The organism is Burkholderia sp. AcTa6-5 (assembly GCF_017815075.1).
GTDB classification, from domain to species: domain Bacteria; phylum Pseudomonadota; class Gammaproteobacteria; order Burkholderiales; family Burkholderiaceae; genus Burkholderia; species Burkholderia sola.
In genome coordinates this window covers 1-22,270 of sequence record NZ_JAGIQE010000019.1, presented here as the reverse complement: position 1 = coordinate 22,270, position 22,270 = coordinate 1, and the positions used below count along the sequence as shown (strand labels likewise).

Sequence of the window (22,270 nt, the reverse complement as noted above, 5' to 3'; positions counted from 1 at the left end):
GGGCGCCGCCGGGCGCGCTGCGGGGTTCGAAAGCGGATTCGACCGCGGCAGGGCCGGGAAGGTTCGCGCGGCGTGCGGGCCGAGGCCGGGCCCGGCGCCGCGCCGGGCGTCAGCCCGCCTTGCCCTGCTTCGCGACGGCGGCCTGCGCCTGCGCGATCGCGTCCGCGTCGCCGAGGTAGTAGTGCTTGATCGGCTTCAGGTTCTCGTCGAGTTCATACACGAGCGGTACGCCGTTCGGGATGTTCAGGCCGACGATGTCGCTGTCCGAGATGCCGTCGAGGTACTTGATCAGCGCGCGCAGCGAGTTGCCGTGCGCGGCGATCAGCACTTGCTTGCCGGCGCGCACCGCCGGCGCGATCGACTCGTTCCACAGCGGCAGCACGCGCGCGACCGTGTCCTTCAGGCATTCGGTGAGCGGCAGCTGCTCGCGCGGCACCTTCGCGTAGCGCGGATCGTTGAACGGCGCGCGCTCGTCGGTCGGCTCGAGCGCGGGCGGCGGCGTGTCGTAGCTGCGGCGCCACACGAGCACCTGCTCGTCGCCGAACTTCGCGGCCGTTTCCGCCTTGTTGAGGCCCGACAGCGCGCCGTAGTGGCGCTCGTTCAGGCGCCACGAATGGACGACCGGCAGGTACATCAGGTCCATCTTGTCCTGCACGTGCCACAGCGTGCGGATCGCGCGCTTGAGCACCGACGTGTACGCGATGTCGAACGTGTAGCCGGCCTCCTTGAGCAATTCGCCGGCCTGGTAGGCCTCGTTGCGACCCTGTTCGGTCAGGTCGACGTCGACCCAGCCGGTGAAGCGGTTTTCCTTGTTCCACGTCGATTCGCCGTGGCGGATGAGAACGAGTTTGTACATGGATCTTGCGGTCGGTAGTGAGAGGGAAGCGGGGCGCGTCGCGCGGCGCCCGGACCGGGCCCGCCATCGCGCAAGGCGGTTATTTTATAATGGCCGGATTGTCCTCATCCGATTTCTCTTTTTCCGGCGACATTCCGTGACGTTCTTTACCAATTACACGAACCTGGCCCTTATCGCGATCCTGCTGGTTTCCGGCGGCCTGCTGGCATGGCCGGCCCTGCGCCGTGGCCGCGGCGGCCTGTCGGCCGCGGAGGCGACGCAGCTCATCAATCGCCGCAACGCGGTCGTGATCGACCTGCGCACCGCGTCCGATTTCGCCGCCGGCCATCTGCCGTCGGCGCGTCAGGTCGCGGCGGGCGAGATCGGCGCGAAAATTGCGCAGGTCGCGAAGAACAAGAGCACCCCGGTGCTGCTCGTCTGCCAGAACGGCCAGCAGTCGCAGAAGGCGGCGCGCGAGGTCGAGGCGGCGGGTTACGCCGAGGTGCACGTGCTCGAGGGCGGCGTGGCCGCCTGGCAGCAGGCCGGGATGCCGGTCGTCAAACAAGGAGTGGCGAAGTGAACAAGGTTTTGATGTACAGCACGCAGGTGTGTCCGTATTGCATGCAGGCCGAGCGCCTGCTGAAGCTGCGCGGCGTCGAGCAGATCGAGAAGGTGCTGATCGATCGCGATCCGGCCCGCCGCGAGGAAATGATGACGCGCACGGGGCGCCGCACGGTGCCGCAGATCTATATCGGCGACACGCACGTCGGCGGTTACGACGATCTGTCGAAGCTCGACCGCGAAGGCGGCCTCGTGCCGCTTCTGCAAGCGGCCTGATTAGGGCAGAATGGCCGCCGGCCGCGCCGCGGCTTGGGCGCGCAGGATTCATCCGTGGCGGCCGGCGAACAGCCGGGCCGCCCCGTCACCACTTTTAGGGAAACACCATGTCCGACGTCGAAAACCAACCGTTCTTCAACATCCAGCGCGTCTACCTGAAGGATATGTCGCTCGAGCAGCCGAATTCGCCGGCGATCTTCCTCGAGCAGGACATGCCGTCGGTTGAAGTCGAAGTCGACGTCAAGGCCGACCGCCTCGCGGAAAGCGTGTTCGAAGTCGTCGTGTCGGGTACCGTCACCGCGAAGGTGAAGGACAAGGTCGCGTTCCTGATCGAAGCGAAGCAGGCCGGCATTTTCGACATCCGCAACATTCCGGACGAACAGCTCGATCCGCTCGTCGGCATCGCGTGCCCGACGATCCTGTTCCCGTACCTGCGCTCGAACATCGCCGACGCGATCACGCGCGCCGGCTTCCCGCCGATCCACCTCGCGGAAATCAACTTCCAGGCGCTGTACGAGCAGCGTCTCGCGCAGCTTCAGCAGCAGGCCGGCGCGGCAGGTGCACCGAACGGCGCGCCGAATGGCACGACGCTGAACTGACGTTTCGCTCGGACCGGTGCTGGGTATGAAAGTAGCCGTTCTCGGCGCCGGTGCCTGGGGCACCGCGCTCGCGGGCCATCTGGCCGCGCGGCACGATACGCTTCTGTGGGCGCGCGACGCCGCGCTCATCGCCGGGCTGCAGGCCCGGCACGAAAATTCCCGCTATCTCGACGGCATCGCGCTGCCCGACGCGCTGCGCTACGACGCCGATCTCGGCGCCGCGCTCGCGCATGGCGCCGCGGACGACGCGCTGTGCGTGATCGCCGCGCCGGTGGCCGGGCTGCGCACGCTGTGTCACGCGATGCGCGACGCGGGCTGCGTGCCCGCGCACGTCGTCTGGGTCTGCAAGGGCTTCGAGGCCGACACGCATCTGCTGCCGCATCAGGTGATCGCGGCCGAGCTGCCCGAACAGCAGAGCAACGGCGTGCTGTCGGGGCCGAGCTTCGCGCGCGAGGTCGGTCAGTCGCTGCCCGTCGCGTTGACGGTGGCGAGCGCGTCGGCCGAATGCCGCGAGCGCACGCTTGCCGCGTTCCATCACGGCGCGATGCGGATCTATACGGGCGACGACGTGGTCGGCGTCGAGGTCGGCGGCGCGGTGAAGAACGTGCTGGCGATCGCGACCGGCATTTCCGACGGCCTCGGCCTCGGGCTGAACGCGCGCGCCGCGCTGATCACGCGCGGCCTCGCGGAAATGTCGCGGCTCGGCGTGGCGCTCGGCGGCCGCGCGGAAACCTTCACGGGCCTCACGGGCCTCGGCGACCTGATCCTGACCGCGACGGGCGACCTGTCGCGCAACCGCACGGTGGGCCTGCAACTGGCGGCCGGCCGCACGCTGAACGACGTCCTCGGCGCGCTCGGCCACGTGGCCGAAGGCGTGCGCTGCGCGCAGGCCGTGCTGGCGCTCGCGCGCGCGCAGTCGATCGACATGCCGATCACGCAAGCCGTGTGCGGCGTGCTGTTCGACGGGATCGCGCCGCGCGACGCCGTCAGCGGCTTGCTGCGCCGCGACGCGCGCGCCGAGTAGCACGGGCCGCGATCGCCGGCACGATTGCGCCGGGCGCGCGGCGCCAAAGCGGACTACGCTTGAATCGTCTCCGGCGTTCCGCGAGGGTGTCATGCTGCAGATCCATTCCACCACGCTCGATGCGCAACGCGTCGACATCACGACGCTCGACGTCGATGCGATCGTCAACGCGGCGAACGGCTCGCTGCTCGGCGGGGGCGGCGTCGACGGCGCGATCCACCGCGCGGCCGGCCCCGGCCTGCTCGCCGAGTGCCGCACGCTCGGCGGCTGCGACACCGGCGACGCGAAGCTCACGCGCGGCCACGGGCTGCCGGCGCGCTACGTGATCCACGCGGTCGGGCCGGTCTGGTACGGCGGCGCGCGCGGCGAGGCCGATCTGCTCGCGTCGTGCTACCGGCGCGCGATCGAACTGGCCGAGGAAGTCGCCGCGACGTCGATCGCGTTTCCGGCGATCAGTTGCGGTATTTATCGCTATCCGGCCGGCGAGGCCGTCGACATTGCAGTCGGCACCGTCGCCGAAATGCTGCCGCAGGCGCCGAGCCTCGCACGCGTGATATTCGCGTGCTTTTCCCCCGACATTTACGACCTGTACTGCGCGCGGCTCGCGCGAACCTGACGCCTTCAGCGCCGCGGGGCGCGTCCGGCGCGCGTCAGGCGCCGCCCTCGAAGCCGGCCTGGCGCCACGCCTCGAACACGACCACCGCGACCGTGTTCGACAGGTTCAGGCTGCGGTTGTCCGGCCGCATCGGCAGGCGCACGCGCTGTTCGTTCGGGAAGCGTTCGAGCAGCTCGGCGGGCAGGCCGCGCGTTTCCGAGCCGAACACGAACCAGTCGCCGGGCAGGAACGCGTGATCGTGGAAGCGGCCCGAGCCGCGCGTCGTGAACGCAAACATCCGCGCGGGATCGGGCACTTCGGCGGCGACGAACGCGTCCCAGTCGCGGTGCACGCGCATCTGCGCATACTCGTGATAGTCGAGGCCGGCGCGACGCATCCGCGCGTCGTCGAGCGGAAAGCCGAGCGGCTCGATCAGGTGCAGGTGCGCGCCGGTGTTCGCGCACAGGCGGATCACGTTGCCGGTGTTCGGCGGAATTTCGGGGGCGACGAGGACGACGTTGAACATGTTTCGGTTTGGCTGGGCCGACGGGGCCGCGCGATGCGCGAGGGTTCCCGGCCGGCCGGTTCGTGACGGCCGCCTGCGGGCGGCCGGCCTCTCTATCTAATTAATCCCTGGCGGTGCGCAGCGCAACCAGATTCGTCACGCGCACGGCGCCCGCCGCCTTCAGCGCCTGCGCGGCCGCCGCGAGCGTCGCGCCGGACGTCATCACGTCGTCGACGAGCGCGACGTGGCGGCCGGCGACGCCGCCTGCCACCGCGAAAGCCGCCATCACGTTGTCGCGCCGTGCGTGCCGGTCGAGCCGCGACTGCGGCGCGGTGTCGGCGACGCGCGCGAGCAAGGCTGCGTCCGCCGGCACGCGGAGCCGGCGCGCGAGCGGACGCGCGATCGCCCACGCCTGGTTGTAGCCGCGCGCGACGAGTCGCCGGTGCGACAACGGCACCGGCGCGACGAGATCGAAGCCGCTCGCGCCGCGCGTATCGTCGACCAGCCGCGCCAGCCGGGCCGCGAATTCGCCGCCGAGCGCGAGCCGTGCGTGAAACTTCAGGCCGCGCGCGAGCTCGTCGAGCGGCGCGCGGTAATCGGCGAGCGCGAGCGTCGCGTCGAACGGCGGCGGCGCGGTGCGGCACGTTTCGCACCGGTACGCGGACGTGCTACCGACGCCGCTGCGACCGCCGCCGCGTGACCGCGCGTGCCCGACACCGAGCGGCACCGCGCAAACCTCGCAGCGCAGCCGCGCTTCATTCCAGTACGCGGCATCGCAGGCGCCGCAAATCACCGCGTGTGACAAATTGCCGCACAATGCACAGCGATTCGGCAGCGTGACCGCGGCGACGCGCACGACCAGCGCGCGAACCTGCGACAAAACGACGCGCATCGTGCGCTCGGCGGAACCGCGGACCATCGCAACACTCCTGGCATGCCGCCTCAATGAAGCTTGCGAGGCGAGCGAGTATACTTCGGGCTCTTCGCCAGTGTGCCCGACATGTCCCCAGCTTCGACTTCAACCGGCCGTCCGGCCAATGACGCCAGGCGCCTGCGGCGGATCTTCGACCGCCGTGCCGCCACGTTCGACGCGGTTGCGTTCCTGCCGCGCGAGATCGCGCAGCGGATGAACGAGCGCCTCGAATACATCAAGGTGAGCCCCGCGGCCGTGCTGGACGCGGGCTGCGGCCCGGGCGACGACCTGCCGGCGCTGCGCGCGCGCTTTCCGGAAGCGCCGGTGTTCGGCGTGGACCTGTCCGGCGCGATGCTCGCGCGGGCCGGTCAGCGCGAGGTCGAGCAGACCACCTGGCGCCGCTGGCTGCCGGCGTCGCTCGGCCGGGCGCTGGGCCAGCGCGGCCCGCGCGTCGCGCAGGCCGACTTCGCCGCGCTGCCGTTTGCCGGCGGCGCGTTCGACCTGATCTGGTCGAATCTCGCGCTCCACTGGCATTCGCGTCCCGATACCGTCTTCCCCGAATGGCAGCGCGTGCTGCGCGTCAATGGGCTGCTGATGTTCAGCACGCTCGGCCCCGACACGCTGCGCGAGCTGCGCGCGGCCTGCGCGGACGCCGAAGCGGCGCTCGGCGTCGCGCCGCCCGCCGCGCGCGTGATCGATTTCGTCGACATGCACGACCTCGGCGACATGCTCGTCGGGAGCGGCTTCGAAATTCCCGTGATGGACCAGGAAGTGCTGACCGTCACCTACCAATCCCCCGATACGCTGCTCGCCGACGTGCGCCGCTGGGGCGCCTATCCGTTCGAGCGCACGGCGCCGCAGCATGCGACGCGGCGCTTTCGCGCGGCGCTCGGCGATGCGCTCGACGCGCGCCGGCGCGAGGACGGCACGATCCCGCTCACGTTCGAGGTGATCTACGGCCACGCATGGAAGGCCGTGCCGCGCACGACCGCGGAAGGGCACGGGATCGTGCGCATCGAGGACATCGGCAAGGGGCGTCCGAAGAATCGGTAAAGCGGTAAAGAGGGGTTTTGTTATGTCCGAAATTAGCGGCGCAAAGCGGGGTCGAATTGGCGGCAAAAACGGCCGGAAAGCTTGTCGCGCTTGGCTTGGCGGGCGATAGGCGCTTGCTTGTGGATGCCATTGAACCCGCCTATAATGCGTCAGCTTGTCGTCCCGGGGTCCCCGCAATACGGGGCGACGAGTCCGATGCAGGCATGCATCGCATGCCATTCGCGTGAGGCGGCGATGGAAGCAGCGAGCGTTTTGGCGAAGACGGCGGACAGCGAACCGGTCCTCGAAGACTGGCTGATGAAACGCAACTGTTCGGTGTCGCCACGCCAGTTCGTGCTGTTTTATGCGTCGCTCGCGGGCTTCTCGCTGGCGATCGCGGCGTTGCTGATGTGGAGAGGGGCCTGGCTCGTCATGCCCTTCACCGGCATCGAGTTGCTGGCGGTGGGTGTCGCATTTGCGATCTATGCTCGCCATGCGGTCGATTACGAGCGCATCAGGCTGTTTCCGCACCGGCTCGTGATCGAGCGGATGGATGCGGAGCGGCTCACGCAGATCGAATTCAACCCGCGCTGGGTGCGGGTCGAGCCGGGTGCGACGCCACGCGATCCGATTCGACTGGTATCGCGCGGGCAGACCGTCGTAATCGGGCAGCATCTCGCGCAGTACAAGCGTGCGCAGTTCGCCGACGAACTGCGCGTGTCGCTCAGGCGCTGCGGCTGACGAGGCGCGGTCATCGGCCGGAACGGGCCGGCGGCTTGCGACGGGGGAGGGTTTGAATGGAAATTTTGGGTAAGGATGCTATGAAAACAATCAAGCGAGCCCTCGCGGGCGTGCTGGCATGCAGCGGATTGCTCTTTGCCGGTGCGGCCCTGGCGGTCGGTGATAGCCCGGGCGGCCCCCGTGTCAACGAGATCAACTTTCAGCCGCCTGTCACGAAGATCGCCGAGGAGCTCTACGATCTCCACACGATGATGCTGATCCTGTGTACGGTGATCTTCGTCGGCGTATTCGGCGTGATGTTCTATTCGATCTTCGCGCACCGCAAATCCAAGGGCCACAAGGCCGCCAATTTCCATGAAAGCACGACCGTCGAGATCATCTGGACGATCGTGCCGTTCGTCATCGTCGTGCTGATGGCGCTGCCGGCGACGAAGGCCGTCGTCGCGATGAAGGACACGACGAACGCCGATCTCACGATCAAGGTCACCGGCTACCAGTGGAAGTGGGGCTACGACTACGTGAAGGGCCCGGGCGAGGGCATCGGCTTCCTGTCGACGCTGACCACCCCGCGCGACGAAGTGATGGGCAAGAAGCCGATCACCGACACCTATCTGCAGGAAGTCGACAATCCGCTCGTCGTGCCGGTCAACAAGAAGATCCGCATCATCACGACCGCGAACGACGTCGTCCACTCGTGGTACGTGCCCGCGTTCGGCGTGAAGCAGGATGCGATCCCCGGCTTCGTGCGCGACACGTGGTTCAAGGCCGACAAGGTCGGCACGTTCCGCGGTTTCTGTACCGAGCTGTGCGGCAAGGAACACGCATACATGCCGGTCGTAGTCGTTGTCCTGTCGGACGACGACTACGCGAAGTGGGTCACCGCGCAGAAGGCCAAGCTGGCGAGCGCGTCGGTCGATCCGAACAAGGTCTACACGATGGCCGAACTCGTCGCGCACGGCGAGGAAGTCTACAAGGCGAACTGCGCGGCCTGCCACCAGGTGAACGGCAAGGGCCTCGGCGCATTCCCGGCGATGGACGGCAGCCCGATCGTGAACGGCCCGATCGCCGCGCACGTCGAGCGCGTGCTGCACGGCAAGGGCGCGATGCCGTCGTGGGCGTCGCTGTCGGACCTCGACATCGCTTCGGTCGTCACGTACGAACGCAACTCGTGGGGCAACCACAAGAACGACCTGCTGCAGCCGAAGCAAGTGGCCGACGCACGCAACGGCAAGCTGCCGGAAGACACGGCAGGCGCGGCGACGGCAACGGCCCCGGCCGAAGCGGCTTCGGCGCCGGCGCAAGCCGCGTCGGGCGCCGAGCAGCCGGCGGCAGCGGCATCGGCCGCGTTGTCGACGATCTACTTCGAGACGGGCAAGAGCGTGCTGCCGGCCGACGCGAAGGCGGCGATCGCCGCCGCGGCCGACTATGCGAAGGCGCATCCGGACGCGAAGCTCGCGCTGTCGGGCTTCACCGACAAGACGGGCTCGGCCGACGCGAACGCCGAACTGGCGAAGCATCGGGCGCAGGCCGTGCGCGATGCGCTGAAGGCAGCAGGCGTGGCGGAAGACCACATTATTCTCAAAAAGCCGGAAACGATCACGGGCGGGGCTGACGCGAAGGAAGCCCGGCGTGTCGAGATCGGCCCGGCGGCTTGACGTGTCGCTGAGTTAGTCGACGTATTCGCATTAGGAGATTCTCATGTCTAGCATCGGGCACGACGTAGCCGCGGACCACGCGCACGACGACCACGCGCACGAAGCCCCGCACGGCTGGCGTCGCTGGCTGTTCGCCACCAACCACAAGGACATCGGTACGCTGTACCTGCTGTTCTCGTTCATCATGTTCCTGTCGGGCGGCGTGATGGCGCTCGGCATCCGTGCCGAGCTGTTCGAGCCGGGCCTGCAGATCATGCGTCCGGAGTTCTTCAACGAACTCACGACGATGCACGGCCTGATCATGGTGTTCGGCGCGATCATGCCGGCGTTCGTCGGCTTCGCGAACTGGATGATTCCGCTGCAGATCGGCGCATCCGACATGGCGTTCGCGCGGATGAACAACTTCAGCTTCTGGCTGCTGCCGGTCGCGGCCGTGCTGCTGGTCGGCTCGTTCTTCGCGCCGGGCGGCGCGACGGCCGCCGGCTGGACGCTGTACGCACCGCTGTCGACGCAGATGGGCCCGGGCATGGACTTCGCGATCTTCGCGGTCCACATCATGGGCGCGTCGTCGATCATGGGCGGGATCAACATCGTCGTGACGATCCTGAACATGCGCGCACCGGGCATGACGCTGATGAAGATGCCGATGTTCGCGTGGACGTGGCTGATCACCGCGTACCTGCTGATCGCCGTGATGCCGGTTCTGGCAGGCGCGATCACGATGGTGCTGTTCGACCGCCACTTCGGCACGTCGTTCTTCAACGCGGCAGGCGGCGGCGACCCGGTGATGTACCAGCACATCTTCTGGTTCTTCGGCCACCCCGAGGTGTACATCATGATTCTGCCGGCGTTCGGGATCGTGTCGCAGGTGATCCCGGCGTTCGCACGCAAGACGCTGTTCGGCTATAGCTCGATGGTGTACGCGACGGCGTCGATCGCGATCCTGTCGTTCATGGTCTGGGCGCACCACATGTTCGCGACGGGCATGCCGGTCACCGGCCAGCTGTTCTTCATGTACGCGACGATGCTGATCGCGGTGCCGACGGGCGTGAAGGTGTTCAACTGGCTCGCGACGATGTGGCGCGGCTCGATGACGTTCGAAACCCCGATGCTGTTCGCGATCGGCTTCCTGTTCGTGTTCACGTTCGGCGGCCTGACGGGCCTGATGCTCGCGATGGCGCCGCTCGACATCCAGTATCACGGCACCTACTTCGTGGTCGCGCACTTCCACTACGTGCTGGTGGCCGGCTCATTGTTCGCGCTGTTCTCGGGCTGGTATTACTGGGCGCCGAAGTGGACGGGCTGGATGTACAACGAGACGCGCGGCAAGATCCACTTCTGGGCGTCGATGATCTTCTTCAACCTGACGTTCTTCCCGATGCACTTCGTCGGTCTCGCGGGCATGCCGCGCCGCTATGCGGACTACCCGGCGCAGTTCACGGACTTCAACCAGGTGGCGACGATCGGCGCATTCGGTTTCGGCCTCGCGCAGGTGTACTTCCTGTTCGCGGTCGCGCTGCCGGCCTACCGCGGCGGCGGCGACCTGGAAAAGGCGTCGGACAAGCCGTGGGATGGCGCGACGGGCCTCGAGTGGACGGTGCCGAGCCCGGCTCCGTTCCACACGTTCGAGCAACCGCCGCACGTCGAGTAAGTTTCACCGAGCGTTTCGCCGCTGCCTGCCGCGCAGGCAGGCGCGGCGGGCGCGGAACGGAAGTTTCAGCGAAGTTTCAGATGACCCGGAATCCATCAGAAAGACGAACGCCCGAGCAGATTCGCGCGGGCAACAAGCGGCTCGGCCTCACCCTGCTCGTCATCGCCGCCGTTTTTTTCGTGGGTGTCGTGATCAAGCAGTGGTGGCTGTCCACCCACTGATGCAGCAACTGACGCAGTAGCGAGGAAGTCGTCGTATGTCGAAGCCGGAAGAGCCGGAAGCGGGCGCCGTGGATCGCGCGTTCAATCGTTCGATGCTGGTGAAGCTCTTCGTCGTGGCCGGGCTGATGTTCGGTTTCGGCTTCGCGCTGATCCCGATGTATCGGGCGATTTGCCAGATCACCGGCATCAACAACCTGGTGCAGCGCGATGTCAGCGAGCGCGAGGTGAAGAACTCGCAGGTCGACACCAGCCGCACGGTGTCGGTCGAGTTCGATGCGAACGCACGCGGGCCGCTCGGGTTCAAGCCGGAGCACAACAGCCTCGACGTGCATCCGGGCGAACTGACGACGATCGTGTACGACGTGACGAACGGGCAGGGCCGGCCGGTCGTCGCGCAGGCGATTCCGAGCTACGCGCCGAAGCAGGCGACCGAGTTCTTCAAGAAGATCGAATGCTTTTGCTTCACGCAGCAGACGCTGACCGCGAACGAGTCGCGCAAGATGCCGGTGGTGTTCGTGATCGACCCGAAATTGCCGAAGGACGTGAAGACGATCACGTTGTCGTACACGTTCTTCGAGCTGAATACCCCGGCCACGCCGGCGCCGGCGCAGCGCAGTACGGCGGCGCAGGGTGCGGTGAAGCCGGACGCATGACGAAGGAGACGGGGCGATGACGGAAACCAAGCGGAGCGGGACGTTCGGTCAGGCGCTGAAAGCGGTGCTGTGGTCGTTCTTCGGGGTGCGCAAGCGGCGCGACCTGGAGGCCGACGCGACGCAGCTCAATCCGCTGCACGTGCTGATCGTCGCGTTGCTCGCGGCCGGCGTGTTCATCGGCGTGCTGATCCTGATCGTGCGTGCGGTCGTGGGCTGAAGGCGCGCGGCTAGCGGCCCGCGGCCTCGAAAGAATGCAGTGCGCGGCGCCACGGCGCGGCGTGCAGGGAAGAGCGGTGGCGGTCTCGCCGCGCAAGAAATAAAGCCGGAGCGGTTTCCGGTACACAAATTGGACTGAAGTGGAGAATCAAGCATGAGCGGTCAAAACCAGACCCCGTACTATTTCGTGCCGCATCCGTCGCAGCATCCGATCAGCGCGGCCATCGGCCTGCTGGTCATGCTCGGGTCGACAGCGCTGTGGATCAACGGTCACGACTGGGCGCCGTATGCGGCGCTGCTCGGCCTGCTGTGGTTGCTCTTCACGCTGTATCACTGGTTCGGCGACGCGATCGCCGAATCGGAAGGCGGTCAATACGGCAAGAACGTCGACAAGTCGTACCGCTGGAGCATGAGCTGGTTCATCTTCTCGGAAGTGATGTTCTTCGGCGCATTCTTCGGCGCGCTGTTCTATGCGCGTGAAATCGCGCTGCACCAGCTCGGCAGCCTCGACTACAAGCTGATCTGGCCGGACTTCTCCGCCGTGTGGCCGAACGAAGGCCCCGCCGCGCTCGCCGGTCACTTCAAGACGATGGGCCCGTGGCCGATCCCGACGCTGAACACCGCGTTCCTGCTGTCGTCGGGCGTGACGCTGACGATCTCGCACCACGCGCTGCGCGACGATCATCGCAAGAAGGCGATCGCGTGGCTCGCCGCGACGCTCGTGTTCGGTGTCTGCTTCCTGTTCCTGCAGGGCTTCGAGTACTACCACGCATACAACGAACTGAACCTGACGCTGAACTCGGGCGTGTACGGTTCGACGTTCTTCCTGCTGACCGGCTTCCACGGCTTCCACGTGTTCCTCGGTGGCACGATGCTCGCGGTGGTGCTGGTGCGGATGATCCGCGGCCACTTCAAGCCCGATCATCACTTCGCATTCGAAGGCGCCGCGTGGTACTGGCACTTCGTCGACGTCGTCTGGCTCGGCCTGTACGTCGTCGTCTACTGGCTGTAAATGGAAAAACGGCCCGCGCAGCGATGCGCGGGCCGTTTTCATTGGTGTCGCGGGCGCGGCGGCGACGCTGCGCGCGACACCACCCTGGCGCCGCCGCGACTCAGTCAGGCGGCGCTTTTACTTGGTGGCGCGGCCGTGCGGCTAAATGTCACAGCGGCCGGCGCGGCGACGGCATCAACGTCCGATCGGCAAACCGGTCGAATGGATCCAGCCCATCCAGTTCGCGAACAGGATGAGCAGGAACAGCGACACCGACAGCCCGACGCGGGTGGCGAGCGACCAGACCATGCGCTTCGTATGGCCGCGGTCGTGCATCATGAAGTAGAGCGCCGAGCCCATGCTGGCAATGATGAGGACGAAGGCGATGGGAACGAGTATGTGCATGACGCGAACCGGACGACGGCAATTCGAAAGGAAGAGGATAATTATCGCACTTCGCTTTCGCGAACGCGCCGGGCGGGCCGCCCGATGAAGATTCGCTGGCTGCCTGCGCTGTTGATCCTCGTCGTCGTCGCCGTCACGATCCGGCTCGGTTTCTGGCAGCGCGACCGCGCGCACCAGAAGGAAGCGCTGCAGGCGAGCATCGCGCGCTACGAGCAGGCGGCGCCGGTCGAGCTCGGCGCGCAGCCGGTGCCGCTCGCGTCGATCGAGTTTCATCGCGTACGGGCAAAGGGCCGTTTTCTGCCCGAGCAGGCGGTGTTTCTCGACAATCGGCCGTATAACGACCAGCCGGGTTTTTACGTCGTGATGCCGTTTAAACTCACGGGCGGCGGCGTCGTGCTCGTGAACCGCGGCTGGCTGCCGCGCAATATCGCCGATCGCACGGCGATCGAGCCGTTCGCGACGCCGGCGGGCGACGTCGAGATCGTCGGCATCGCGCGCGCGGATGCGTCGCGGGCGTTCGAGCTCGGCGAAGGCGGGTCGGCCGCGCACCAGAAGATCCGGCAGAACCTCGACGTCGCCGCGTATGCGAAGGAAACCGGGCTGCCGCTGCAGCCGTTCGTGATCCAGCAGACGAGCGACGACGGCGACAAGCTCGTGCGCGACTGGCCGGCGGCGACGACCGGCGTCGAGCGCAATTACGGTTACATGTTTCAGTGGTGGGCGATGGCGGCGGCCGCGCTCGGCTTCGGCCTGTACGCCGCGCGGCGTGCGGCGAAGAAGTCGGCCGGCGCGTGAGCGTCATGCCAGGACGCGGCGCCGGCGCCGCGGGTTCGTTTCGAGAGGTCTGATTTGTCCATGCAATCTTCCCGTCAGGGTCCGGCCGCTGCGCCGATGTCGCCTGCGGCCCGCAAGCGCGGCCGCTGGATGCTCGTGCTGCTCGGTCTCGTGTGCGCGGCGCCGATGATCGCGTCGTACTTCACCTATTACGTAATCAAGCCGAAGGGCGGATCGACGAACTACGGCACGCTGATCGAGCCGCAGCGCCCGATCCCGGCGGATCTGCAGGTCACCGACGAAACCGGCAAGACGGTGCCGCTGTCGTCGCTGCGCGGGGTCTGGCTGTTCGTGATGACCGACCGCAGCGCGTGCGACGACGCGTGCGCGCAGAAGCTCTATTTCATGCGCCAGATCCGCGTCACGCAGGCGGGCGAGCGGCACCGGATCACGATGGTGTGGCTGCGCAGCGATGCGGGCGCGACGCCGCAGAAGGTACTGGATGCTTACCCGGACACGCGCCGGCTCGTCGCCGATCCGGCCGCGGTGGCCGCGTGGCTGCCGGCCGATGCCGGCACGAAGGACAGCGACCACATCTACATGGTCGACCCGAACGGCAACCTGATGATGCGTTTCCCGAAAGACCCGAATCCCAGCAAGATCAAGTCGGACGTGACGAAGCTGCTGAAGTGGTCGAGCATCGGTTAAGGCGAGAGAACGAGGCACCATTCCGATGTCGTATCTACTGCAACTCGGCCTGATCGGCGCGTGCATCGCGCTGCTGCCGCTGTCGTACGTGTGGGTGAAGGCCGACGACGACAAGTTCCGCAAGCTCGTGTGGATCACCACGTTCCTGACGCTCGATCTCGTGATGTTCGGCGGCTTCACGCGGCTGACCGATTCGGGGCTCGGCTGCCCCGACTGGCCCGGCTGCTACGGCACGTCGTCGCCGTTCATCGCGCACGCCGCGATCACGGCCGCGCACCAGGCGATGCCGACCGGGCCCGTCAGCATGACGAAGGCGTGGATCGAGATGATCCACCGCTATTTCGCGATGGCGATCGGCGTGCTGATCATCGCGCAGGTGGCGATCGCGTGGGCCGCGCGGCTGCGCCGCCGCCCGCTGCACGTGTCGCCGTGGTGGCCGACGAGCCTGCTGCTGCTGATACTCGTGCAGGGTGCGTTCGGCGCATGGACGGTCACGATGAAGCTGCAACCGGTGATCGTCACGATCCACCTGCTGCTCGGCCTCACGCTGCTCGGCACGCTCGGCTGGCTCGCGGCGCGGCAGACGCCGCTGCCGTCGCATGACCCGGAGGCCGGCCGCTACCGTGCGGCCGCGCTCGCGGCGCTCGTGCTGCTGGTCGTGCAGATCGCGCTCGGCGGCTGGGTGAGCACCAACTACGCGGTGCTCGCGTGCACCGACTTCCCGACCTGCAACGGCCAGTGGATTCCGCCGATGGACTTCCAGCACGGCTTCCACCTGTGGCGCGCGCTCGGGATGACGAAGGACGGCGACGCGATCACGCAGGACGCGCTGGTCGCGATCCACTGGACGCATCGCACGTTCGCGTTCGTCGTGGTCGCGTACCTGGTCGCGTTCGCGCTGAAGATGCGCCGCTTCGAATCGCTGCGGCGGCCCGCGAACGGCGTGCTGCTGGTCGTGCTGCTGCAGTTCGTGACGGGCCTGACCAACATCGTGCTGCAGTGGCCGCTGCCCGTCGCCGTCGCGCACAACGGCGGGGCCGCGATCCTGCTGCTGCTCGTCGTCATGTTAAACTTTCGCATCCTTTCAAGCCGCCCCGGCCGTGTCGCGCAGCCTGCGCGCGACGTCGCCCCGGCGTGACCGTCCCCATGCAAAGCACCCTCTCCCAATCGCCCGGTAGCCGCTTTTCCCAGTACATGGCGCTGACGAAGCCGCGTGTCACGCAGCTCGCGGTGTTCTGCGCGGTGATCGGCATGTTCCTCGCGACGCCGGGCATGGTGCCGTGGCACGTGCTGATCGGCGGCACCGTCGGCATCTGGCTGCTGGCCGGCGCCGCGTTCGCGATCAACTGCCTTGTCGAACAGAAGATCGACGCGATGATGCGCCGTACCGCGTGGCGTCCGTCCGCGCGCGGCGAGATCACGACGCCGCAGATCCTGCTGTTCTCGGCGGTGCTCGGCAGCGTCGGCGCATGGACGCTCTACACGTTCACGAATCCGCTGACGATGTGGCTGACGATCGCGACGTTCGTCGGCTACGCGGTGGTCTACACGCTGCTGCTCAAGCCGATGACGCCGCAGAACATCGTGATCGGCGGCGCGTCGGGCGCGATGCCGCCGGCGCTCGGCTGGGCCGCCGTCACCGGCGCGGTGCCGGGCGACGCGTGGATCCTCGTGCTGATCATCTTCGTGTGGACGCCGCCGCATTTCTGGGTGCTCGCGCTCTATCGCCGCAAGGATTACGAGAATGCCGGGCTGCCGATGCTGCCCGTCACGCACGGCGAGAAGTTCACGCGGCTGCACATCCTGCTGTATACGGTGATCCTGTTCGCGGTCACGATGATGCCGTTCATTTCCGGGATGAGCGGGGCCGTCTACCTGACGAGCGCGGTGCTGCTCGGCGCGGTGTTCCTCGCGTATGCGTGGAAGATCCATCGCGACTATTCGGACGCACTCGCCCGCAAGGCCTTCCGCTACTCGATCGTCTATCTGTCGCTGCTGTTTGTCGCGCTGCTCGTCGATCACTATGCACGCCCGCTGCTCGGCGTGTAACCGCACGGTTTGAACGCAATGCTCCCATCACGGTTCGGGCGCCGCGCGCGCCAAGGCTGGATGCTCGCGTGCGCATTCACGGCAGCGCTGCTGCTCGCCGGATGCGACAACGCGCCGAAATTCCAGAATCTCGACATCACCGGCAACACGCAGTTCGGCAGCGACTTCTCGCTGCCCGATACGACCGGCAAGGTCCGCACGCTCGCCGACTTCAAGGGCAAAGCCGTCGTGATGTTCTTCGGCTATACGCACTGCCCGGACGTGTGCCCGACCACGATGGCCGAGCTGTCCGAAGCGCTGAAGCAGCTCGGGCCCGATGCCGCGAAGCGCGTGCAGGTGCTGTTCGTCACCGTCGATCCGGAACGCGACACGCCGGCGCTGCTCGGCCAGTACGTGCCCGCGTTCGATCCGTCGTTCATCGGCCTGCGGCCGGCCGACGAAGCGGCGCTCAAGAAGATCACGAAGGATTTCCGCGTGTACTACGCGAAGGTGCCCGGCAAGACGCCCGGCAGCTACACGATGGATCACACGGCCGCGAGCTACGTGTTCGATCGCGACGGCAAGCTGCGCCTGTTCGTGCGTGACGGCCAGGGCCCGGCGCCCTGGGTCCACGACCTGAAGCTGCTGGTCGACTGACCGGCAGCCGCCGGGCGCGCGGCCCGGCGTTTCGCGTGACGGCCGTTTCGCGCCGTCACGTTTTCCCGCTCGCTTCGTCGTGCGCATGCGCTGCCCGCCGGGCGGCGCGTCGGCATGTGCGCGTATTGCGCCGAAGCCGCGTTACGGCAGCGCCGGCACGTTGAAGCCGGACGCGGCGCGCGTGATCCGGAATTCCGTCACGCGATAGGTGGCGAGCCCCTCGGTGACGAACGGGTCGGTTTCGAGGATCGCGTCGAGTTCGTCGCGATCGATGCGGGCCGCGAGGATCATGCCGCCTGAGCGCGGCACCTTCGGCCCCGCCGCGATGAAGATGCCCTTGTCGAACTGCGGCTGCAGATACGCGCGGTGGCGTTCGAGCGCGTCGTCGATGCGCTCGAGCGACGCGGTGTAGTGGATGTCGATGACGTACATGGATGGCCCTGGAATGATGCCGGCGCTTGGCGCGCCGGCCGCCGGTCTTTTTAGCACAGCGGACGCGGGCTGTCGCGCCGGCGCCGGCGCGTGACGGACGGCGTGCCTGTCGATCGCCGGTTCGCCGCGGCGGCGCGTATTCAAGATGTAAGCCTCGGTGCCGTAAATGAAAGAGCAACCGTTTGCGCGCGGCAGGCCGTTCGCGCGCCGGATGCATCGACATCGACAGAGGCACGCAGATGAGCAGAATGAGTTTGAACCGCAAGCTGTGGCTCGCGCTTGCGCTGGTATGGATCGGTCTTCTGGGCGTCGGCGCATGGAGCGCCTACGAGACGCGCGCGACGATGCTCGCCGAACGCAAGGCTGGCATCGCGAATCTCGTCGACTCGGCGGCGGGCATCGTGAAGGCCTATCACGCGCTCGCGCAGAGCGGCACGATGCCCGAGGCCGACGCGAAGCGCGACGCGCTCGCGCGCCTCGCCGCGATGCGCTACGGCGATTCGGGCTATGTGTTCGTGATGGATTCGAAGCCGGTCGTGCTGATGCACCCGACGCTGCCGAAGCTCGTCGACACGCAGGTCGGCGACTATCTCGATCCGGACGGCAAGCCGCTGTTCGTGACGATCCTGAACGCGGCGAAGGCGACCGGCAGCGGGTTCGCCGAATATCGCGGGCGGCTGCCGCACAGCGAGACGGCCGTACCGAAGATCAGCTACGTCACGCGGTTCGCGCCGTGGGACTGGAACATCTCGAGCGGCGTGTTCCTGAAGGACATCGACACCGTCTATTACCGGACGCTGCTCGGCCATCTGGCCGTGGTGTTCGTGATCGGCTTCGTGATCAGCGCGGCGATGCTGGTGATCATCCGCAACGTGCGCGGCAGCCTCGGCGGCGAGCCGGACGAAGCGGCCGCGCTCGCGGCGCGCATCGCGCAGGGCGACCTCACGCAGCCGGTGCCGGTGCGCGCCGGCGACCGCACGAGCATGATGGCCGCGATGCACGACATGCAGGCGCGGCTGCAGGCGACGATCGGCGGGATTCGCCAGTCGGCCGAAGCGATCGCGTCGGCGAGCCGCCAGATCTCGGCCGGCAACGACGACCTGTCGCAGCGCACCGAGGAGCAGGCCGCGTCGCTCGAGGAAACGGCCGCGAGCATGGAGCAACTGACCGCGACGGTGAAGCAGAACGCGGACAACGCGCGGCAGGCGAGCGGGCTCGCGAACAATGCGTCGGACATCGCGCGCACCGGCAGCGACGTCGTGAACCGCGTGATCGGCACGATGGGCGAGATCGACGACAGCTCGCGCAAGATCGCCGACATCATCGGCGTGATCGAGGGCATCGCGTTCCAGACCAACATCCTCGCGCTGAACGCGGCAGTCGAGGCCGCGCGCGCGGGCGAGCAGGGCCGCGGCTTCGCGGTGGTCGCGGGCGAGGTGCGTTCGCTCGCGCAACGCAGCGCGACGGCCGCGAAGGAGATCCGCGCGCTGATCGTCGATTCGGTCGAGCGCGTGCGCAACGGCTCGACGCTGGTCGGCCAGGCCGGCACGACGATGGGCGAGATCCTGCAGGCGGTCGCGCGCGTGACCGACATCATGGGCGAGATCGCGGCCGCGTCCGAGGAGCAGGCGAGCGGCATCACGCAGGTCGGGCGCGCCGTCACGCAGATGGACCAGGTGACGCAGCAGAACGCGGCGCTGGTCGAGGAAGCGGCGGCGGCGGCCGCGTCGCTGCAGGAACAGGCCGCGCGGCTGCGCGATGCGGTCGGTTCGTTCCGGGTCGGCAATACCGGCGGCCCGTCGGCGCGCGAGGCCGGCGGCAGGGCGGCCGAACCGGCATTCGGCGGCGCGGAGGCGGTCGACGAGGTGGCGGCGGCGTGACGGGTGTCGGCCGATGGGCTGATGAGCCGATGCATCGACGAAAAAGTGCAACTAACGGCCGAATCGGGCATCGGCCGCCGGCACTGCGCTGGTGCATACCCATATGAGCGGGATGTATTTCACTTCCCGCCGATCCTGTGACACCATTTGCCCCTTCCTGCGAGTCCGGGCATACCCGTATCGCGCCCCATTTCAAGTAAGCAAGCAAGCGAGAAACAGATGAAGCGTCGCAGTCTCCTGAAGGTATTTTCCGTGCTGGCCACCGGCGCCGCGCTGACGCTGTCGGCAGGCGCGCATGCCGAAGACAAGGTGATCAAGGTCGGTACGGTCGCCGGCCCGGATGCGCAAGTGTGGCAAGTCGTGCAGAAGGTCGCGAAGGAGAAGGAAGGCCTGAACGTGAAGGTCATCGAGTTCAACGACTACGTGCAGCCGAACGCGGCGCTCGATTCGGGCGACCTCGACGCGAACAGCTTCCAGCATCAGCCCTACCTCGACAGCCAGGTGAAGCAGCGCGGCTACAAGATCGTCAGCGCGGGTCTGACCTACATTTCGCCGATCGGCGTGTATTCGAAGAAGTTCAAGTCGCTGAAGGATCTGCCGCAGGGCGCGAAGCTCGCGGTGCCGAACGATCCGTCGAACGAGAACCGCGCGCTGCTGCTGCTGCAGACGCAAGGCGTGATCAAGCTGAAGTCGGGCGCCGGCACGGGCGGCAACAACGCGACGGTGCTCGACATCGCCGAGAACCCGAAGAAGCTGAAGATCTCCGAACTCGACGCCGCGCAACTGCCGCGCGTGCTGTCGGACGTCGACGCGGCCGTGATCAACACGAACTACGCGCTGGCCGCGAACCTGCAGCCGACCAAGGACGCGATCGCGCTCGAAGCGCTGACGAGCCCGTACGCGAACCTGATCGCCGTGCGTGCGAAGGACAAGGATCAGCCGTGGGTGAAGAAGCTGGTCAAGGCGTACCAGTCGCCGGAAGTGAAGGAATTCATCAAGAAGCAGTTCAAGGGCTCGATGGTCGCGTCGTTCTGAACGTGATCGGTTGATCGAACGAAGGCCTGCACGTGTGCAGGCCTTTTTTTCGCGTGCGAGCGGAATGCTTTCGAGATGCGGGAGTAGCGTGAAGATTACACGCCGCAATTGCATTGACGTTCATGGATAAAGCCGTTTGGTAACGGTTCGACACGTTGGTATGGAACGTGTGCGCGACTGCTCGAATTCGGAATCGCTATGCACTTTCTCTCTCCGGCGTCCCGTTGCGCCCCGTCATTGCTCGCGTCGAGCAGAATGACGATTTATTCCGCGTGAGATTCCACCGTCGTTGCGGTGCGATCGGTCAACAGATCGGCCGGGTTTGTCGGCACGGTAACCGTACGTCTTCGTTAGACTAAAAAACATTTTTAAAAATTGCGAACGAGGACGCTGAATGAGTGCTGTCGAGAAATTGAGTGCGGCTTACCATTGCTATGGGATGGTCAATCTGACTGCGGGAGAATTGTTCTTCTGGATCATGGTTGACGAAACGATGAATCAGTTGGGCGTCGATGATGCCGTGTCGGTTGGTATGATCTTGCTGGGTAGAAGTAATTTGCCGACCAGGGCAAAGCCGATCGACGCGATACAGGGGACTTCGCTTGCAAGCAAATACTCAAGAAGAGTTTTTCAAAAGGCTCAATTCCCGTTTGGTTGGAAATTGCCAACACTGGTAGGCGGACCGGTGCGAAATTTGAAAATCAGGCTGGTTAGAAACATCGGAACCTTCGTAGGAAGAACGATCCCCGTGCTTGGTTGGGTGATTCTTGCAAGGGATATTTCTATTATTGCCGGCAAGACGGTGGCTCACTACAATAGAGTTGCAAGGGAGGGGGATAGGTTATGGTAGATCTTGAAAAAAGGGTGATTGAGTTTGTAAGGAAAAAATCCGGATTCTCTATATCATTCATGGCCGATGAGATAACGGAAAGTACCGATTTGGATCTGGACTTGCGTTTTGATGATTGTGAGGTCGAGGATCTGATGCGGGAGTATTCGGCGAAATTTAATGTTGATATAAGTGGGTTCGATATTAAAAAATATTATCCGGAAGACGATTCTTCGTTTCTTGACTTGATCAATCCGTTTAAGAAAAAAGTGATCCATCGTGTTCCGGATCTGAATGTTCGAATGCTGATCGCATCGGCAAAAGCGGGGCGCTGGCTCTACGACTGACCGCTCACCGAGTTTGTCTACGACCTGACGGGGGGGCGCTGTCCGGCGTTGCTGCAAACATCGCGCAGCCCCTTTTTCATATCGGTGCGCGTAAAGGAGGGCCGACAGCGTGGCGTTCAGCCCCCGCTCACATCTCCCCACGCCGCGAGCAGATCGACATGATCTGCTGGATCGCATAGTTGTCGCGCACGCCCGGCAGCGACTGCACCACGCACTCGTGAAAGCGCCGTTCGCGCGGCAGCAGCATCGCGTTGTTGCGGTACAGCGCATCGCATGAGCGCTGGATCAGCTGCGCGGCGGCGCCGTTGCGGCTCTCGCGCAGCGCATTGAGCATGCAGTCGTCGTATTGCGCGCTGCCGTCGGTCAGCGCGAAGGCTGCTCCCGGCAGCGCCAGCGCGACGGCCACCCATGCGATCGCACGAATCGTTCGTTTCAAGTCCCCTCCGATGGTGTGGGTCGGGTCGGCGGACAGCATAACGTAAAGTGGTCGACGCGGCTGACGCGTTGCGGGCCGGCGCGCCGTGGCATGACGGGCGCGCCGGCTTCTCCCCGATTTCTTCCGACGAAAACCGGTTTTACACCGCTGCTGTGCGGCGCGGACGCATTGCCATATACTGTATATCCATACAGGGTGCGACCTGAAAGTCGCTATCACAACTGTCTTGCCAATAGCAACCGGACAAGACCTGCTGTTCTGCCAGCAGTAG

General features: G+C 66.1%; 28 protein-coding genes. 22 read left to right on the top strand and 6 right to left on the bottom strand.

Annotated features, from left to right (window positions below; all coding sequences use genetic code 11):
• Positions 1–109: 109 nt before the first annotated feature.
• Entirely contained in the window at positions 110–856 is a 747-nt protein-coding gene (gene gpmA, locus J8I33_RS23665; protein WP_050014779.1) for a 2,3-diphosphoglycerate-dependent phosphoglycerate mutase, read from the bottom strand.
• A gap of 136 nt (positions 857–992) precedes the next feature.
• Here gpmA and J8I33_RS23660 point away from each other — a divergent pair, with 136 nt between their 5' ends.
• From J8I33_RS23660 to J8I33_RS23640, 5 genes are all read left to right on the top strand, one after another.
• Entirely contained in the window at positions 993–1,415 is a 423-nt protein-coding gene (locus J8I33_RS23660) for a rhodanese-like domain-containing protein (RefSeq protein WP_050014781.1), read from the top strand.
• Positions 1,412–1,672 (top strand): glutaredoxin 3, encoded by a 261-nt coding sequence (grxC, locus tag J8I33_RS23655; protein ID WP_006477722.1) that lies wholly within the window; start codon positions 1,412–1,414, stop codon positions 1,670–1,672. The genes J8I33_RS23660 and grxC overlap by 4 nt, the downstream gene beginning before the upstream one ends.
• 107 nt (positions 1,673–1,779) lie before the next feature.
• Positions 1,780–2,271 (top strand): protein-export chaperone SecB, encoded by a 492-nt coding sequence (secB, locus tag J8I33_RS23650; protein WP_006481561.1) that lies wholly within the window; start codon positions 1,780–1,782, stop codon positions 2,269–2,271.
• Between the two features lie 25 nt (positions 2,272–2,296).
• The gene (locus tag J8I33_RS23645; protein WP_050014785.1) at positions 2,297–3,295 is read left to right on the top strand and encodes an NAD(P)H-dependent glycerol-3-phosphate dehydrogenase; all 999 of its coding nucleotides are present in this window, start codon (positions 2,297–2,299) and stop codon (positions 3,293–3,295) included.
• Between the two features lie 91 nt (positions 3,296–3,386).
• A complete protein-coding gene (locus J8I33_RS23640; RefSeq protein WP_050014787.1) occupies positions 3,387–3,911 on the top strand; it encodes an O-acetyl-ADP-ribose deacetylase in 525 nt (174 codons plus the stop codon).
• A gap of 34 nt (positions 3,912–3,945) precedes the next feature.
• Here the strand turns inward: J8I33_RS23640 and trmL are convergent, their stop codons facing one another.
• Positions 3,946–4,416, bottom strand: a complete 471-nt coding sequence (trmL, locus tag J8I33_RS23635; protein WP_124556154.1) for a tRNA (uridine(34)/cytosine(34)/5-carboxymethylaminomethyluridine(34)-2'-O)-methyltransferase TrmL — start codon at positions 4,414–4,416, stop codon at positions 3,946–3,948.
• A 100-nt stretch (positions 4,417–4,516) separates the two neighbouring features.
• Positions 4,517–5,314: a phosphoribosyltransferase family protein gene (locus J8I33_RS23630; RefSeq protein WP_124556153.1), complete on the bottom strand. Its 798-nt coding sequence runs from the start codon at positions 5,312–5,314 to the stop codon at positions 4,517–4,519.
• Positions 5,315–5,395: 81 nt separating this feature from the next.
• Here J8I33_RS23630 and J8I33_RS23625 point away from each other — a divergent pair, with 81 nt between their 5' ends.
• From J8I33_RS23625 to J8I33_RS23590, 8 genes are all read left to right on the top strand, one after another.
• On the top strand, positions 5,396–6,361 hold the full coding sequence (locus J8I33_RS23625) for a methyltransferase domain-containing protein (protein ID WP_209939156.1): 966 nt from the start codon (positions 5,396–5,398) through the stop codon (positions 6,359–6,361).
• A gap of 195 nt (positions 6,362–6,556) precedes the next feature.
• Positions 6,557–7,081: a DUF2244 domain-containing protein gene (locus J8I33_RS23620; protein WP_050014795.1), complete on the top strand. Its 525-nt coding sequence runs from the start codon at positions 6,557–6,559 to the stop codon at positions 7,079–7,081.
• Between the two features lie 56 nt (positions 7,082–7,137).
• A complete protein-coding gene (coxB, locus tag J8I33_RS23615; protein ID WP_209939155.1) occupies positions 7,138–8,736 on the top strand; it encodes a cytochrome c oxidase subunit II in 1,599 nt (532 codons plus the stop codon).
• A gap of 43 nt (positions 8,737–8,779) precedes the next feature.
• Complete coding sequence (gene ctaD / locus J8I33_RS23610; protein ID WP_050014798.1) at positions 8,780–10,387, top strand: cytochrome c oxidase subunit I; 1,608 nt, start codon at positions 8,780–8,782, stop codon at positions 10,385–10,387.
• 80 nt (positions 10,388–10,467) lie between these two features.
• Positions 10,468–10,608 (top strand): cytochrome oxidase small assembly protein, encoded by a 141-nt coding sequence (locus J8I33_RS23605; RefSeq protein ID WP_089435671.1) that lies wholly within the window; start codon positions 10,468–10,470, stop codon positions 10,606–10,608.
• Between the two features lie 35 nt (positions 10,609–10,643).
• Positions 10,644–11,261 (top strand): cytochrome c oxidase assembly protein, encoded by a 618-nt coding sequence (locus tag J8I33_RS23600; protein ID WP_124593424.1) that lies wholly within the window; start codon positions 10,644–10,646, stop codon positions 11,259–11,261.
• 16 nt (positions 11,262–11,277) lie between these two features.
• Positions 11,278–11,478 (top strand): DUF2970 domain-containing protein, encoded by a 201-nt coding sequence (locus J8I33_RS23595; RefSeq protein WP_050014802.1) that lies wholly within the window; start codon positions 11,278–11,280, stop codon positions 11,476–11,478.
• A 153-nt stretch (positions 11,479–11,631) separates the two neighbouring features.
• Entirely contained in the window at positions 11,632–12,489 is an 858-nt protein-coding gene (locus J8I33_RS23590) for a cytochrome c oxidase subunit 3 (protein WP_050014804.1), read from the top strand.
• Between the two features lie 174 nt (positions 12,490–12,663).
• Here the strand turns inward: J8I33_RS23590 and J8I33_RS23585 are convergent, their stop codons facing one another.
• Positions 12,664–12,873, bottom strand: a complete 210-nt coding sequence (locus tag J8I33_RS23585; RefSeq protein ID WP_006477735.1) for a twin transmembrane helix small protein — start codon at positions 12,871–12,873, stop codon at positions 12,664–12,666.
• Positions 12,874–12,957: 84 nt separating this feature from the next.
• Between J8I33_RS23585 and J8I33_RS23580 the strand changes: the two genes are divergently transcribed.
• Genes J8I33_RS23580 through J8I33_RS23560 form a run of 5 tightly spaced genes read left to right on the top strand, consistent with a single transcriptional unit; the run spans position 12,958 to position 17,040 of the window.
• Entirely contained in the window at positions 12,958–13,668 is a 711-nt protein-coding gene (locus J8I33_RS23580; RefSeq protein ID WP_244140617.1) for an SURF1 family protein, read from the top strand.
• A gap of 60 nt (positions 13,669–13,728) precedes the next feature.
• Positions 13,729–14,355 carry a cytochrome c oxidase subunit I gene (locus tag J8I33_RS23575; protein WP_050014811.1) on the top strand — a complete coding sequence of 209 codons (627 nt, stop codon included), beginning with the start codon at positions 13,729–13,731 and terminating at the stop codon, positions 14,353–14,355.
• Between the two features lie 25 nt (positions 14,356–14,380).
• A complete protein-coding gene (locus J8I33_RS23570; RefSeq protein ID WP_050014814.1) occupies positions 14,381–15,493 on the top strand; it encodes a COX15/CtaA family protein in 1,113 nt (370 codons plus the stop codon).
• Positions 15,494–15,501: 8 nt separating this feature from the next.
• Complete coding sequence (cyoE, locus tag J8I33_RS23565; RefSeq protein WP_050014816.1) at positions 15,502–16,404, top strand: heme o synthase; 903 nt, start codon at positions 15,502–15,504, stop codon at positions 16,402–16,404.
• Positions 16,405–16,422: 18 nt separating this feature from the next.
• Complete coding sequence (locus J8I33_RS23560) at positions 16,423–17,040, top strand: SCO family protein (protein ID WP_209939154.1); 618 nt, start codon at positions 16,423–16,425, stop codon at positions 17,038–17,040.
• A 141-nt stretch (positions 17,041–17,181) separates the two neighbouring features.
• Here J8I33_RS23560 and J8I33_RS23555 read toward each other — a convergent pair whose 3' ends face one another.
• The gene (locus tag J8I33_RS23555; protein WP_050014820.1) at positions 17,182–17,472 is read right to left on the bottom strand and encodes a YciI family protein; all 291 of its coding nucleotides are present in this window, start codon (positions 17,470–17,472) and stop codon (positions 17,182–17,184) included.
• A gap of 239 nt (positions 17,473–17,711) precedes the next feature.
• Here J8I33_RS23555 and J8I33_RS23550 point away from each other — a divergent pair, with 239 nt between their 5' ends.
• From J8I33_RS23550 to J8I33_RS23535, 4 genes are all read left to right on the top strand, one after another.
• Positions 17,712–19,352 carry a methyl-accepting chemotaxis protein gene (locus J8I33_RS23550; protein ID WP_209939153.1) on the top strand — a complete coding sequence of 547 codons (1,641 nt, stop codon included), beginning with the start codon at positions 17,712–17,714 and terminating at the stop codon, positions 19,350–19,352.
• A 219-nt stretch (positions 19,353–19,571) separates the two neighbouring features.
• On the top strand, positions 19,572–20,387 hold the full coding sequence (locus J8I33_RS23545; protein ID WP_209939152.1) for a MetQ/NlpA family ABC transporter substrate-binding protein: 816 nt from the start codon (positions 19,572–19,574) through the stop codon (positions 20,385–20,387).
• 394 nt (positions 20,388–20,781) lie between these two features.
• Positions 20,782–21,237: an STM2901 family protein gene (locus J8I33_RS23540; RefSeq protein WP_209939151.1), complete on the top strand. Its 456-nt coding sequence runs from the start codon at positions 20,782–20,784 to the stop codon at positions 21,235–21,237.
• The gene (locus tag J8I33_RS23535) at positions 21,231–21,563 is read left to right on the top strand and encodes a DUF1493 family protein (RefSeq protein WP_063772900.1); all 333 of its coding nucleotides are present in this window, start codon (positions 21,231–21,233) and stop codon (positions 21,561–21,563) included. Before J8I33_RS23540 ends, J8I33_RS23535 begins: the two co-directional genes overlap by 7 nt.
• Before the next feature lie 127 nt (positions 21,564–21,690).
• Here J8I33_RS23535 and J8I33_RS23530 read toward each other — a convergent pair whose 3' ends face one another.
• Positions 21,691–21,999, bottom strand: a complete 309-nt coding sequence (locus J8I33_RS23530; RefSeq protein ID WP_050014825.1) for a VF_A0006 family four-cysteine protein — start codon at positions 21,997–21,999, stop codon at positions 21,691–21,693.
• Positions 22,000–22,270: the final 271 nt, after the last annotated feature.

Coding starts and splice junctions, on each gene's coding strand:
- gpmA (WP_050014779.1), bottom strand. CDS start 856: ATGTACAAACTCGTTCTCATCCGCCACGGCGAATCGACGTGGAACAAG.
- secB (WP_006481561.1), top strand. CDS start 1,780: ATGTCCGACGTCGAAAACCAACCGTTCTTCAACATCCAGCGCGTCTAC.
- J8I33_RS23645 (WP_050014785.1), top strand. CDS start 2,297: ATGAAAGTAGCCGTTCTCGGCGCCGGTGCCTGGGGCACCGCGCTCGCG.
- J8I33_RS23640 (WP_050014787.1), top strand. CDS start 3,387: ATGCTGCAGATCCATTCCACCACGCTCGATGCGCAACGCGTCGACATC.
- trmL (WP_124556154.1), bottom strand. CDS start 4,416: ATGTTCAACGTCGTCCTCGTCGCCCCCGAAATTCCGCCGAACACCGGC.
- J8I33_RS23630 (WP_124556153.1), bottom strand. CDS start 5,314: ATGGTCCGCGGTTCCGCCGAGCGCACGATGCGCGTCGTTTTGTCGCAG.
- J8I33_RS23625 (WP_209939156.1), top strand. CDS start 5,396: ATGTCCCCAGCTTCGACTTCAACCGGCCGTCCGGCCAATGACGCCAGG.
- J8I33_RS23620 (WP_050014795.1), top strand. CDS start 6,557: ATGCAGGCATGCATCGCATGCCATTCGCGTGAGGCGGCGATGGAAGCA.
- coxB (WP_209939155.1), top strand. CDS start 7,138: ATGGAAATTTTGGGTAAGGATGCTATGAAAACAATCAAGCGAGCCCTC.
- ctaD (WP_050014798.1), top strand. CDS start 8,780: ATGTCTAGCATCGGGCACGACGTAGCCGCGGACCACGCGCACGACGAC.
- J8I33_RS23605 (WP_089435671.1), top strand. CDS start 10,468: ATGACCCGGAATCCATCAGAAAGACGAACGCCCGAGCAGATTCGCGCG.
- J8I33_RS23600 (WP_124593424.1), top strand. CDS start 10,644: ATGTCGAAGCCGGAAGAGCCGGAAGCGGGCGCCGTGGATCGCGCGTTC.
- J8I33_RS23595 (WP_050014802.1), top strand. CDS start 11,278: ATGACGGAAACCAAGCGGAGCGGGACGTTCGGTCAGGCGCTGAAAGCG.
- J8I33_RS23590 (WP_050014804.1), top strand. CDS start 11,632: ATGAGCGGTCAAAACCAGACCCCGTACTATTTCGTGCCGCATCCGTCG.
- J8I33_RS23585 (WP_006477735.1), bottom strand. CDS start 12,873: ATGCACATACTCGTTCCCATCGCCTTCGTCCTCATCATTGCCAGCATG.
- J8I33_RS23580 (WP_244140617.1), top strand. CDS start 12,958: ATGAAGATTCGCTGGCTGCCTGCGCTGTTGATCCTCGTCGTCGTCGCC.
- J8I33_RS23575 (WP_050014811.1), top strand. CDS start 13,729: ATGCAATCTTCCCGTCAGGGTCCGGCCGCTGCGCCGATGTCGCCTGCG.
- J8I33_RS23570 (WP_050014814.1), top strand. CDS start 14,381: ATGTCGTATCTACTGCAACTCGGCCTGATCGGCGCGTGCATCGCGCTG.
- cyoE (WP_050014816.1), top strand. CDS start 15,502: ATGCAAAGCACCCTCTCCCAATCGCCCGGTAGCCGCTTTTCCCAGTAC.
- J8I33_RS23560 (WP_209939154.1), top strand. CDS start 16,423: ATGCTCCCATCACGGTTCGGGCGCCGCGCGCGCCAAGGCTGGATGCTC.
- J8I33_RS23555 (WP_050014820.1), bottom strand. CDS start 17,472: ATGTACGTCATCGACATCCACTACACCGCGTCGCTCGAGCGCATCGAC.
- J8I33_RS23550 (WP_209939153.1), top strand. CDS start 17,712: ATGAGCAGAATGAGTTTGAACCGCAAGCTGTGGCTCGCGCTTGCGCTG.
- J8I33_RS23545 (WP_209939152.1), top strand. CDS start 19,572: ATGAAGCGTCGCAGTCTCCTGAAGGTATTTTCCGTGCTGGCCACCGGC.
- J8I33_RS23540 (WP_209939151.1), top strand. CDS start 20,782: ATGAGTGCTGTCGAGAAATTGAGTGCGGCTTACCATTGCTATGGGATG.
- J8I33_RS23535 (WP_063772900.1), top strand. CDS start 21,231: ATGGTAGATCTTGAAAAAAGGGTGATTGAGTTTGTAAGGAAAAAATCC.